The 13,116-nt window shown below is 64.9% G+C and carries 9 protein-coding genes; all 9 read right to left on the reverse strand.

What is annotated here, in order from left to right; translation table 11 throughout:
- Nucleotides 1–2: 2 nt before the first annotated feature.
- The 9 genes from ACQKPS_RS23785 to ACQKPS_RS23825 all read right to left on the reverse strand — a co-directional run bounded on the left by ACQKPS_RS23785 (nt 3) and on the right by ACQKPS_RS23825 (nt 12,996).
- Nucleotides 3–2,900 (reverse strand): TIGR00180 family glycosyltransferase, encoded by a 2,898-nt coding sequence (locus ACQKPS_RS23785; protein WP_254484268.1) that lies wholly within the window; start codon nt 2,898–2,900, stop codon nt 3–5.
- A gap of 55 nt (nt 2,901–2,955) precedes the next feature.
- Nucleotides 2,956–3,690, reverse strand: a complete 735-nt coding sequence (locus tag ACQKPS_RS23790) for a cephalosporin hydroxylase family protein (protein ID WP_254484267.1) — start codon at nt 3,688–3,690, stop codon at nt 2,956–2,958.
- Nucleotides 3,687–4,781, reverse strand: coding sequence for a class I SAM-dependent methyltransferase (locus ACQKPS_RS23795; protein WP_254484265.1), 1,095 nt, complete (start codon nt 4,779–4,781; stop codon nt 3,687–3,689). Before ACQKPS_RS23795 ends, ACQKPS_RS23790 begins: the two co-directional genes overlap by 4 nt.
- Complete coding sequence (locus ACQKPS_RS23800; RefSeq protein ID WP_427605721.1) at nt 4,771–5,631, reverse strand: NAD-dependent epimerase/dehydratase family protein; 861 nt, start codon at nt 5,629–5,631, stop codon at nt 4,771–4,773. The genes ACQKPS_RS23795 and ACQKPS_RS23800 overlap by 11 nt, the downstream gene beginning before the upstream one ends.
- Before the next feature lie 5 nt (nt 5,632–5,636).
- Complete coding sequence (locus tag ACQKPS_RS23805) at nt 5,637–6,860, reverse strand: class I SAM-dependent methyltransferase (protein WP_254484261.1); 1,224 nt, start codon at nt 6,858–6,860, stop codon at nt 5,637–5,639.
- On the reverse strand, nt 6,857–7,417 hold the full coding sequence (locus ACQKPS_RS23810) for a dTDP-4-dehydrorhamnose 3,5-epimerase family protein (protein WP_427605722.1): 561 nt from the start codon (nt 7,415–7,417) through the stop codon (nt 6,857–6,859). The genes ACQKPS_RS23805 and ACQKPS_RS23810 overlap by 4 nt, the downstream gene beginning before the upstream one ends.
- Entirely contained in the window at nt 7,414–8,496 is a 1,083-nt protein-coding gene (rfbG, locus tag ACQKPS_RS23815) for a CDP-glucose 4,6-dehydratase (RefSeq protein ID WP_427605723.1), read from the reverse strand. Before rfbG ends, ACQKPS_RS23810 begins: the two co-directional genes overlap by 4 nt.
- Nucleotides 8,478–9,251 carry a glucose-1-phosphate cytidylyltransferase gene (rfbF, locus tag ACQKPS_RS23820; protein WP_254484255.1) on the reverse strand — a complete coding sequence of 258 codons (774 nt, stop codon included), beginning with the start codon at nt 9,249–9,251 and terminating at the stop codon, nt 8,478–8,480. The genes rfbG and rfbF overlap by 19 nt, the downstream gene beginning before the upstream one ends.
- 163 nt (nt 9,252–9,414) lie before the next feature.
- Nucleotides 9,415–12,996: a glycosyltransferase gene (locus ACQKPS_RS23825; RefSeq protein WP_427605724.1), complete on the reverse strand. Its 3,582-nt coding sequence runs from the start codon at nt 12,994–12,996 to the stop codon at nt 9,415–9,417.
- Nucleotides 12,997–13,116: the final 120 nt, after the last annotated feature.

A 13,116-nucleotide genomic window follows, 5' to 3' on the forward strand; every position in this document is an offset into this window, starting at 1 on the left:
CGTCAGCCGATCAGCCCCACCCAGTCCAGCGCCGCCTTGCCAGGGGCCAGCTCCTGAGTAGCGCCCGACCACTGCGCCGACCATTTGGCGCGCAGGGCCGCCAGCGCCGCCGGGTCCGTAGCGATCCCACCAGCGTGAATCACCTGCACCTGCGGGGTCCAGACCGTCAACAGGCCGGCTGCGGCTGCTTTCAAGCACAGGTCGACATCGCCAAAGGCCTGGGCGAAGGTGGTTTCGTCCAGGCCACCCAAGGCCTGAAACACCTCGCGGCGGACCATCAGGCAGCTTGCCGATACCGCCGGGCGGTTCTGCTCGACGGCCAGGCTGTTCAGGTAACCCGGCGCATTGGCCGCCTCACCGGCGCATGCCGGCAAGACGCCGACGTCGGCATCCAGCAGCAAGCCGGCCTGGGTCAGCTTGCCGTCAGCATCCAGCAGCTTGCCACCGACCACGCCTACCTCGGGGCGCTGCGCCTGGTTCAGCAGCGCCTCGATCCAGTTGGCATTGACCACTTCGGCATCCGCCGCCAGCAACACCAGGTAGTCGCCCTTGGCCTCGCCACTGGCCGCATTGCACAGCGCCGCCGGGCTGAGGCGCTCGGCGCTTTGCAGCACACGCACCTTGCCGCCCACCTGCTGCTGTTGCGCCAGCCATTCGAGCAGCTGCGGCGACTGGCTGGCGTTGTCGGCGATCAGCACCTCGTAGCGGGCATAGCGAGTGCGTTGCAGAATGCTGTTCAGGCAACGCTGCAGTTCGTCCAGATTGTCCTGGCTGCGCAGCAGTATGCTCACCAGCGGTCGCTCGACATGCCGATAGTCGATACGCAAGGTGCCCGCCAGGGGCGCACTGACCTGGGCTTTGTAACCGCGGGTCGCCAAGTGCCGGGCCAAGGCCTGGCGAGCGTGTTGGTTGTCCGAGGCCTGGGGCGCCGGGGTAATCAGCAACGGTTCGTCAAGGTGGGCCAGGCCGTTTAGGCCGCCACGTTCGATCAGGCGCAACAGCAGGTCGAATTCCAGAGCATCGCCGTACTGCTTGTCGAAGCCGCCGGCCTCCACCAATACCTCACGGCGCAGCAACCAATGGCGCGCCATCAGCCCCGGGTTGGTCTGCAGCAAGTCCAGGTTGACGCCTGGGCGCAGCAGCTCACGCCAGGTGCCATCGGCCTGCTGCTGAATCTCGTCGACCGCGACCGCGCGGCAATCCGGCGCGTTGAGCAGTTCAAGGCTGGCACGCAACAGGCCGGTGGCGGTGAACCGGTCACCGGCTTCGGCCAGCAGCAGCCACTCGCAGGCTGTCTGCCGGGCGATCTGGTTGATCCGGTCTACGTAGTCCTCACGGCTGACCTTGATGAAATGCAGGGTGTTGTGCAGCGAGGTAGCCATCGGCGGCTCGCCAGTGGTGAACACCATGATGCGGAACGCCTTGCCCAGGCCGCCCACCAGGCTGTCGAACGTATCCTGCAGCGCGACCTGGTTGTTGGCCAGGTCCAGCAGCAGGATGCCGAACTGCGGCCCGCCCTGGTGCAGCGCCAGGTGCTTGGCGATTGCGCCTTGCGCCACCGCGTCGGGCTTGCGTGCCTCCAGCCAGGCGAGCAGGCGCCCCGAACGCATGCTGCCAAGCAGTTCGCGGCTGCTCTGATGCGGTACACCGTCGAGGCGCGCCAGCCAGGCGAACATCGCCTCGCTGTCCTTGGCCTCCCCTCTGACGCGCGACTGCTCGGCGAGGCCGCGTACCACCTCACGGTTGAAGCCGTTGCACTTCATCGCTTCCCACAGGCGGGACCAGACAGTCCCCGGAGTGTCGTTCGCCTGCGCCTGCAACAGTTGCTCCTGGCGCAGCAGCAACGGCTCCAGCTGCTGCAACTGCAAGCGCCCGGCCGGCATGGCATGGATCAGGAATTCGAACGAAGTCAGCAGGTCGAAGAACGCCTGGTTATAGAACGGCATTTCGACGTACTGGAACCGCTCGAAGGTGCGCACCGGTGGTTTCAGCGGATCGAGCCAGCTCGACACCCAGAGCTGCTCCAGGGTCAGCGCCCGCCCCGCGAGCAAACCCTCGGCCATCGCGGCGAAACTGTCCAGGGCCAACTGGCGCCGCTGCCCATGGTCCAGCCCTTCGATGGCGCTTGGCAAGCCGGCGAGGAAGTCGGCGAAGCGCTCGCGGTCAGCCACCGACCTTGCATCGGTGGAAGCCAGCACGGTGAACACCTCTGTCTGGTGTTCAGACACGCCGTAGTTGGTTTCGCGCACCACATAGGGGATCGGCAGGATGCGCGCCTTGGCGTTACTCAGCAGGAAATACACATGGCCGACTTCCTGCCATTCGAAGCAGGTACCCTCGGGCAGCAATTCGAACCACTGGCGCAGCAACGCGGTGCGGGTGACGGCGAAAAACGGCGGGATGAACTCCTCCATGTACTCCATCAGACGCTGCTCGGCGCGCGGGGCGTTGTAGTCCTCGCGGACTTTCTTGTTGCGCCGGTAGTACCTGACCTGGGTGGCTTCAGCCAGGTAGTTCAGGCAATAGCCGTGGCACATGCCGTAATCGGGGTTGGCGTCGAGGAAGTCCAGCGACTGGTTCAGCCCGTCGAACAGCAGGAAGTCGTCATCGGCGGCGAAGGCCATGTACGGCGTGCTCACCCGGTTCACGCCATAGGTCAGCTTGGCCTGGAAGCCCAGATAGGAATACTGTGGCAAATGCAGGTATTCGACGCCCGGGTACCCGGCAGCCATCGCCTCAGCCGATTCGGTCGAGGAATCCAGCACGAGGATCGAGCACGGGTAATCGCTGTAGTACTGCAGCGTGCGCTGCAGGAACGCTGGCCGGTTGTGCGTCGTCAGTACCAACGTGAACCGCTCACGCAACGTGGCTGCCTGGTCTGCCGAGAAATTGCCTTGCATAGTCTTCACCACCATTGGCGTTGCCGCCGAAGAAATCGAACCGTTGTTGAGTGTCTCAGCGAACCCGGCGCAGGTAGCCGTCCGGTGCCACGGTGACCAGCAGCTTGTTCTGCAACTGGTAGTCGATCTCGAAGCTGTCGTTGCCCTTGAGGTATTCCCAGACCGCGGTCTTGGGGTTGTCGCCATGGCCCCACGGGCGGTCGGGGAAGAAGTCGGCCGGCATGTCCTCGACCACGGTGTCCATCACCACGCAGTAGCTGCCCACGGCCACCAGCGGCGCGTACAGCTCCAGTTCCTTGAGCACGTGGTCGTGGGTGTGGTTGGAGTCGAGCACCAGGATGACTTTCTTGCCTTCGGCAATCGACTTCACCTGCTCGGCAATGCCGGCGTCGATGCTCGAGCCTTCGATCATGCGCACGCGCTTGCTCATAGGGTGTGCCTCGATGGCTTCACGGTTGTGCGGGCGAATGTCGATGTCGATGCCCAGCACCTCGCCATGGCCCTGCAGCTCCAGCAAGGATGCGTAGTAGAGGATCGAACCACCGTGGGCGATACCGCACTCGATGATCAGGTCCGGCTTGACCTGCCAGACGATCTCCTGCATCGCCATCATGTCCTGGGGCAGCTGGATGATCGGCCGGCCCATCCAGGAGAAGTGGTAGGTGTATTTGTGCGCGGCGGACTTGTTGAAGAAGTCGCGGGACAGTTGCTGCAGCGCCTGGTCTTCACCCTGGGCAGCGATTTGCGCGGTGCATTCGGCTTCGAAGGCCTTGATCGGCGAGTCGGTCATTGTGCGGTCTCGGTTGGCAGGTGTGTGAAATCAGCGCTGTCGACGGCGTGGTAGGTGAAGCGCCCAGCGGTCATGCGGCGGATTTCATCGAGGTAGTTGGAATTCATCACGAACAGGTGCGCGCCCTCAGGCAAGGCGTCGAGCGCCTCCTGCGGCGAACTCACCCGGGCGCCGCTGAGCGGCAGGTAACGGCCTTGCTTGGCCGGGTTGATATCGATCACCCAGTCCACCGCCGCGCCTGCGCGCTGCAGGAACAGCGAATAGATCACACCTTTTGACGACGCGCCCCAGATCGCCGAACCGCGCCCGGCGTCACGCTGCACGATGCCCACGGCGTGGTCCAGGCTGGCGCTGAAGTCGGCCGGCAGGGTCAGTACGGGCCCTGGCTCCAGCGTGGTACGCAGGCTGGCGAGGTCGGCGACGATGTACAGGTACTGGCCGTCGAACAGGTGCCCGGCCTCGGCGACCGAGCCGAACAGGCGGCGCAGGTCGTCCAGGCGGAAGTAGTTGACGTGCTCGTAGAACAGGTCGAACCAGGCCTTGTGTTCGATGATCCAGTCCAGGCAAGGCACTTCGATGTAGATCTGCCCGGCCCCGCCGTTGGCATCGGCGATGGCGGCCAGAAACGCCACCGGGTCCTGGATGTGCTCGAGCACATGGCGCAAGACGATGCCCTCGGCACGGCGATTGAGCTCACGGGTGAACGGTGCCTTGACCACGTCCGGGCTGTCGCCCTCGTAGGCCGGGTCGATGCCGGTGACGGCATAACCACGCTCGCGCAGCAGCTCGAAGAACCAGCCCTTGCCGCAGCCGACCTCGATCAGGCTGCGGCCCTTGAAATGACGGGCGATCACGCCTTCGACGTCGTCCAGGTGGCGCTGGAAACGCGCCGAGTGGCCCTGCTCGTTCTGGTAGTCGCTGTCGTAGCTGAGCAGGTCGGCATCGAAGGCGTCGTTGTAGACCAGGCCCGTGCGGCCATCCTGCACCAGGCGCATGTCGGCGCTGGCAGACGCGCGAGCCGAAGCCGCGTCGGCGAAGGTGCGGTTCTGCAGCACAGGCAAGCCAGTGGCGCGGTACAACTCATGTTTCATCACAAGCTACTCCCAACAGTGCCCGCAGCCGGCGGGCATCGCCCCAGAACGCCATGGGTTCGTGGGCCGGATAGGGGTAATGCCCCAGGTTCAGCGCGATCTGCGCGCCGCGCTTGGCGATATGCGCCTCGACCAGCGTGCGTACTGCTATCGGCTGACCGCTGCAGCAATTGACCACACCGCTGAAATCAGCCCGCTCGAGCAGCTCGGCCAAATAGCCAGCAGCCGTGCCGATGTGCAGGAAATCACGCAGTTGCTCCCCCCCCGACATGTCGAAATGCGGCTGGCCTGCATCGATGGCCCGGTCCAGTGCGGCGAGCAGGCTGTTGGGGTTCTGGCCTGCACCGAACAGGTAGAACAGCCGCACCCATTGCAGGGTGAAAGGCTGTTGCCGGCCCAGGCTTTCGAGGAACAGGCGCAGGCTGTGCTTGGCCAGGCCATATGGGTTGCCCGGCTGGCAGACCAGCGACTCGCCCAGCGCGCCGTCCTGCAGGCCGTATTCCAGGCAGGTGCCGGTGACCTGCACCTGGCTAACCCCGGCTTGCACCACACGCTGGATGAACCGGTAGTCGGCCATCAGGTTGTGCTCGAAGTGGAACAACCCCTGGTAATTCGGCAAGCCGGGCCAGGCCAGATGCACCAGTGCATCGACACCTTCACAGAGCGCGTCGACGTCCAGCTGCGGGTCGTGCACATCGGCGCGGACGAACTCGACCTGATCGAACCACGGCAGCGCCCGGGCAGATTCCACGCGGCGCGCAACGGCACGCACCTGATGACCGCGCGCCAGAAGCGCGCCGACCAGGTGCTGGCCAACAAAACCACTGGCACCGGTAACCAGCACGTTCATGCTGCTCACAGGACGGTCAGTTCCGGCACGGCGATGACGAAACGACCGCCCCATTCACGCACCTGCGCCTGCTGCTCGCTGACTTCCTTGAGCAGGTTCCAGGGCAGCACCAGCACGTAGTCCGGCTGCTCGATGGCCAGCCGCTCAGGGGCCACCACCGGAATGCGGCTGCCCGGCAGAAACTTGCCCTGCTTGTGCGGGTTGGCGTCGGCCACCCAGGCCAGCAAGTCAGGCTTGACCCCGGCATAGTTGAACAAGGTATTGCCCTTGGCCGCCGCACCGTAGCCGACCACGCGCTTGCCTTCGGCCTTGGCCTGCAGCAGAAAACGCAGCAGCTGGTGCTTGATGCGTTCGGCGGCCGGGGCCAGGGTATTGTAGAACGCCGCCGTGGCCACCCCCACCCCCGCCTCGATGGCGAGCAGGTCATCGACACCGCTGCAGCGCGCCTGCGGGCCGCCGGCGCGCTGCACGAACACCCGCAGCGAACCACCATGGGTGGGCAGCTCGGTGACATCGAAGATCTCCAGGCCGTTACGCTGGCAAAGAGTGTTCACCGCAGTCAGCGACAGGTAGGAGTAATGCTCGTGGTACAGGGTATCGAACTGATGCTCGGCCATCAGGCAGAGCAGGTGCGGGAACTCGAACGTGGCAACGCCATTGCCCTTGAGCAGGGTCGCGAAACCGCGCAGGAAATCGTTGATGTCCGGCACATGGGCCAACACATTGTTGGCCGCCATCAGGTCGGCCGACCAGCCCTCGCTCGCAAGCGCCTCGGCAGCCTGCTGGCCGAAGAACACTTCGCGGATCTCCAGCCCCTTTTCGCGCGCCGCCAGGGCCGTGCTGCGGGTGGGCTCAACGCCCAGGCAAGGGATGCCGCGCTCAGCCACGTACTGCAACAGATAACCATCGTTGGCGGCGATCTCTACCACCCGGCTCTGCGCGTTCAGGCCAAAACGTTCGACCATCTGCGCCACATAGTCGCGGGCATGGGCCAGCCAGGAGCTGGAGTAGGAGCTGAAATAGGCGTAGTCGGCATCAAACAGTGCATCGGCGCGGGTGTAGTCCTCGGTCTGCACCAACCAGCACTGCTCGCACACCGCGACCTTCAGCGGCACCCAGGCCTCGGCCGCAGCCAGTTGCTCGGCACGCAGGTAGGCGTTGGACGGCGGCGCAGTGCCAAGGTCGATCAGGGGCAGGCTCAGGCGGGTACCACAGCCACGGCAATTCATGGACACACTCCGGTGAACGATGGGGCGAGCCAGGGATAATCGGCATCCCGGGCTGACAGATTCTTGACAGCCAGCGGCCAGCTGATGGCCAGCCTTGGATCGTGCACCGACAGCCCGCCTTCGCGACCCGGGGCATAGTCGGCGCTGTGCAGGTAGAGCAGTTCGGCCTCGTCGCTCAGCACCTGGAAGCCATGGGCGAAGCCAGCCGGGATCAGCAAGCTGCGCCCATCGCCGGCCCGCAAGTGCTCGGCGTGCCAGTGCAGAAAGGTCGGCGAGCCTTGGCGCAGGTCCACCGCCACGTCCCACACCTCGCCACGCAGGCAAGTGATCAGCTTGGCTTCCGGGGTATCGCCGAGCTGATAGTGCAGGCCGCGCACGCTGCCCTGCCCGACGGTATGCGAATGATTGATCTGGCGCACAAGGAATGGCGCGCCTAGTGCGCCCAGGCTGGTTTCGCAGAACAGCCGGGCGAACTGACCACGGGCATCGCCGTGGCGTTTGTGCTGGACACTGAACAGACCGTCGAGGGGCAAGGCATGCAGCAGCAGATCAGTCACGACAACTCCGCGTACAGGTTCAGCTGGTCAAGGGTGAAGGCACGCATGTTGTCGCCGCGTTGCCAGGCAAGGTGCCAGTCCAGGGTGTGTTTGAGGCACTCATGCAGCGACCAGCGCGTACGCCAGCCCAGCAGTTGTCGCGCACGCGAACTGTCCAGGCGCAGCAGGCCGGCTTCGTGCAGCGCGCTCGGCTCGACCCGCAAGCCCGGTGCCGCCGGCCACTGGCGGGCGAGATTCGCCACCACTTCGCCGACGCTGCACATGTCCTGCTCACCGGGCCCGAAATTCCAGGCACCCGCATACGCCGGGCCTTGGCGATACAGGCGCTCGGCCAGCTGCAGGTAACCGGCCAGCGGCTCCAGCGCGTGCTGCCATGGGCGCACGGCCTGGGGATAGCGCAGGGTCACGGGCGCACCCGCCGACCACGCCCTGAGCACGTCCGGGATCAACCGATCGGCAGCGAAGTCGCCACCGCCCAGCACATTGCCGGCACGCGCGGTCGCCAACGCCAGCCCGTGTTCGGCATGTTGGTCCGCCGGGAAGAACGAAGCAGCATAGGATTGCGCCAGCAGCTCGCAGCAGGCCTTGCTGCTGCTGTACGGGTCGTGCCCGCCGAGCGCCTCGTTTTCGCGATACGGCCAGGGCCATTCCTGGTTGGCGTAGACCTTGTCGGTGGTCACCAGCACGCAGGCCCGCACACCACCGACCTGGCGCATGGCTTCCAGCAGGTGAAGGGTGCCCATGACATTGCTGGAGTAGGTGCCCAGCGGGTCGCGGTAGGCCTCGCGCACCAGCGGTTGCGCCGCCAGGTGCAGGACGATTTCAGGCTGCCCCTCGGCCACGGTTTCGAGCAACGCGCCGAGATCGCGCAGGTCGCCGCGCACATCGGTGATCTCACGGCCGACATGGGCCAGCTCGAACAGGTTGGGTTCGGTTCCCGGGTCCAGGGCAAAGCCTGTGACCTGCGCCCCCAGTTCACGAAGCCAGAGGGCCAGCCAGCTCCCCTTGAAACCGGTATGGCCGGTCAGCAGGACACGCTTGCCCTGCCAGAACGCCGGGCTCAGGCCCACTGCTTCCATGGGGCCTCCCCGTTTTGCCAGAGATGCTCCAGGTGGTTCTTGTCGCGCAGCGTGTCCATCGGGTGCCAGAAACCGTCATGCTGAAACGCGTTGAGCTGCGACGCAGCAGCCAGCCGGGCAAGCGGTTCGGACTCCCAGGACGTCTGGTCGTCGTCGATGTAGTCGATCACCTTGGGCGAAAGCACGAAGAAACCGCCATTGATCCAGCCACCATCGCCGCGGGGCTTCTCGACGAAACCGCGCACCTGCTCACCGTCGCGCTCCAGTGCGCCGTAGCGCCCCGGGGGCTGCACGGCGGTCACCGTGGCGAGCTTGCCATGGGCCATGTGGAAATCCACCAGGGCGCCGATGTTCAGGTCCGAGACGCCGTCGCCGTAGGTGAAGCAGAAGGCTTTTTCCCCCTCCAGGTAGCGCGCGGCCCGGCGCAGACGGCCGCCGGTCATGGTTTCTTCACCGGTGTCGACCAGCGTGACACGCCAGGGCTCGCTGTAGTTCTGGTGCACGTCCATGCGGTTGGCGCGCATGTCGAAGGTGACGTCCGAGGTATGCAGGAAGTAGTTGGCGAAGAAATCCTTGATCGCATAGCCCTTGTAGCCCAGGCAGATCACGAAGTCATGGATACCATGGGCAGAGTACTGCTTCATGATGTGCCAGAGAATTGGCTTGCCGCCAATCTCGATCATGGGCTTGGGCTTGAGATGGGACTCTTCGCTGATACGCGTGCCCAGTCCACCGGCCAGAATTACCGCCTTCATGTTGTCCCCTCTTGTTCGTCACCGGCCATGGCTCGTGTGGCTGCACGATTTATGGCGATATCAAGGGGGACTTGCAGGAAACGCGCCAGAGTGGGGTGCGGATGGCGACGGCACTGATTTTGCCGGTAGCGCGGAGCAAGCCCGCACCGCTGAAGCCGCGCGCTCAGCCCGGCATCCAGCCGCTGTACCAGTGCTGCACATGCTCTTCGCGCAGCACATAGTCACGTAGCACCTCTTGCTTCAAGCGGTCACCGAGGCGGTAGCTTTCATCCGGGTCGGCCAGATGCATGCGAATCGCATCCAGCCACTCCGCCGTCGAATTGGTCTTGATCCGCGTGCACGGCAGGTAGCCTTCGTAGGCTCGGGTGTCGGTGACGATCACCGGGTAGCCGCAGGCACCGTACTCCAGCAGGCGCAGGTTGCTCTTGCAATCGTTGAAGATGTGGTACTCCAGCGGCGCCAGGGCAAGGTCCAGGTTCAGGCTGGCCAGTTTGGCCGGGTAAAGCTCCAGCGCCACCGGCGGGTGGAACTCCTTGACGTAAGGGCGCAGCGCCGGCGGACACATGCCGAAGAATACCCAGTCCACCTCGCTGGCCAGGGCCTTGACCACCTCGGCGATGACCTCCAGGTCACCGCTATGACTGGTACCACCACCCCAGCCAACCCGCGGCTTGCGCGAACTGCGGCGCTGACTGCGCAGGCCGACCCAGAGGTCCTCGGCGAGCATGTTCGGCATCACCCGGATGTCGCTGTGGGCGCCGTACAGCGCATCGGCCAGGGCCTGGGTCGAGACCACCAGCCGGTCGCAACGCTCGATACCGCGACGCAGCGACTTTTCCAGGCTATCAGGCACATGCTTGAGATGGTCGTTCTTCTTCGGCACATCGATCACATAGTCATCCAGTTCGTAGATGCAGAAGCCCTTGGAGAACGTCTTGAGGCGCTCGATCTCCTTGACGAAGTTTTCCTGGTAACGCCCCTGCACAATCACCACGTCCGGCGAAGCGCGCTCCAGTTTGATATTGGTAGGTATCTCGAAGTATTGCTGCTGAGTCACCCAGCCGGCCTTCTCCAACTCCACCAGTGGCTGGATCACCCGGTAATGCCCGACTGCGCCAGTGTTCATCGGCAACGCCAGCACATGGGGCAGCGAGCGATCAATGAATGGCATCCAGCCTGCCTTCAGGCCAGGGTCCAGACAAAATCCGGAGCCGCCCATGGTCAGGTTGATGTTATAGGCCGGGTCCCGTGCCAACAGTGGCATCCAGGCCCGGGAGAATGCCTCGTGCTGCTGCGCCACAAGGGCCTGGCGCTCGGCATCACGGGCCACATCGACCGCTGCGGCCGCTGGAGGGTCCAGTACCAGCCGGGCGTCGGCCGCCCATACCACCAGATAACCTGCCTGGCCCAGCCGCAAGCCCAGATCGATACTGCTGAAGGTGAGGCTGAACAACGTGTCGTTCAGCCCACCAAGGTCCAGAAACAGCTGTTTGCGAACCAGCAGGCAGTCGCCAGCCACTGCCGAGTAGTTCTGCGTCACCTGCAAACGCTGCATGTAGCCGCCCGCCTCCACCGGCTCGCCGACAAAGGGTGAAGCCACCCCGCCGCGCAGGCCCAGCACGCTGCCGGCCTGGACCACCAGACCCCGGGCATCGCACAGCTTCGCGCCCACTGCGCCGACTTCTTGACGTTGGCCATGGCTCAGCATCGCGTCGAGCCAATCCGGTTCGGTGACCACGGCGTACGGGCTCAACATCAGCAGGTAATCACCCCGCGCCTGCTGCGCGGCCAGGTTCTGCAGCGCGGCGAAGCTGGTTTCCTCGCCAAGGCTCAGCACCCGCAGCTTGTCACTGCCCACTTGCTGCAGGGCGGCCAGCCAGGCTTGGGTTTCGGCACCCTGGCTGGCATTGTCCACGATCAACACTTCATAATTCGCGTAGGCAGTCTTCTCCAGCACGCTTTCCAGGCAGCGCTCGAGCGCCGGCAGCTGGTCCCGGACACTGATCACCAGGCTCACCCGCGGCTGCGTGGCGTGCAGGTAACGCACCTGATTGATCGCCCCGTCGCTGTTACGCAGTTGGTAGGCCACCCCCAGGCGCTTGAGATGCGCATCAAGCAACTGGCGGTTCTCTTCGATCACCGCCGCCGAGGACAGCCAGGCGGCATAGCCGAAAGAGCTCTCCACCAGCACTTCGGAAATGTGCTCGATGACCTGCGGGCCATGGCCTTCCACCAGGCGCCAGAGCAGGTCGTGAGGTGCCAGCTCGCGGTAGCCGGCCGCGAAACCACCCGAGGCCTGGATGGCGTTGCGGGAGAACGCCAGCACGCGGCCGGTGTAGGGATAGCCGCGCATCAGGTCGAGGTTGAAGTCGGGCTTGAACACCGGCTCCACTGACTCATCGTCGCGCAGGCCGCCTTCATCGCCGTAGCAGCAAGTGATCTGCGGGCGCGACACGATGCGCTCGGCCAGCAGCATGAGGCTGAAACCGTTGAGGCGATCGCCGGCACGCAGCAGGTAGACCCAGTCCACCCCGTCCAGTTGCTCGACCAGCGTGTTCAGTTGCGCTGCCCAGTCAGGTTGCAACGGCTGACTGATGACGCGAGCTTCGTGCGCGGCCGCCTGAGGCGAGCAAGACAGCACCAGGGTTGCATCTGCGGCATAGGCCTGGCGGGCGATGCTATCCAGCGTCACCTGCAGCGCCTGAGGGTCGCCCTCGCTGTCGATCACCACCGGCACGATGCGCGGGCGCACTGGCCAGTGCTCGCTCAGGCGCATCAGCCGCGCCAGTACCAGTGGGTCCTGTCGGCAGGCCAGCCATTGGCCGTAAAGCTCGGCAAAACTGTTGCTGTCGCTGCCAACCTGGGAATCATGGATCGCCTGCAGGCAGCGCAGCGTGTGTATCAGGAACAGGTTCTCCCAGGTGCGCTGGTCATCCTGTTGATCCCCCCGGAGGACTTGCACCCGTATCCAGCCGCTGAACGGTTCACGCTCGCCGGTGCGAGCGGCGAACATATCGCGCAGGTGCTGCGCTTCAGCGACGGCGGCGGCCTTCATGTCGCTCTGGCTGCTCAGCTGGCCCGGGTGGACCCGTTCGATGCAGTGCACCCCGGCAGTGACGCCCAGGTGCCCGCGGCGCAACAGGCACACAAAGAGCACGAAGTCGAGCATGGCCACGAAGCCTGGCGCCAGTGCTGGCAGCAGTTCGCGCAAGTCACCGGCACGCATCAGCACACTGCTCAGGCCGCCGATGAAGTTCAGCTGGCGAGTCTCGAAGAAGTCCAGCAGGTCGTCGCCATTGAACAGCGTGGCGCCGCAGGTGACCGGGCTGGTTTCCAGACGCTGCGGCAGGGTGCAATCGTCGGCGTCGGCCAGTAGCCGTCGGGTCGCAACCAGGCTGAGGTCGTCATGGGCCTGGAACAGCCGCACCTGGCTGGACACGCAATCGGCCATCAGGCGGTCGTCGTCGCAGAGAAATTTGATGTAGTCGCCCTGGCTGTGCTCAAAGCCCAACTGCAGGTTGCCGACAAACCCCAGCGGCTGTGGGTTGCGCAGATACACCAGCGGGTGACTGGCCAGCCCGCGCAACTCCTCCACCACCGTTTCGATCTCGGCCCCGTGGCTGTCGTCGCAGACGATGACTTCGAGGTTGTCGTAGTCCTGGGCCAGGGCGCTGGCCAGGGCCGCCCGGAAGAACCGAGGGTTGCACGCGGGGATGACGAGACTGACTAAGGGGGCTGGGTACACGGGGCAAATCTCTCGACAGGTGACTGCCCGCAGAGGATTCAGAACAGTCGCTACCATGGGGGAAACAACGCGCCGTCAGCCCTCGCCCCGGGCGGGCTAAGGGTGACGGCAACAGGCGCA

Source organism: Pseudomonas sp. NPDC086566, from assembly GCF_050280885.1.
Lineage (GTDB): Bacteria > Pseudomonadota > Gammaproteobacteria > Pseudomonadales > Pseudomonadaceae > Aquipseudomonas > Aquipseudomonas vlassakiae.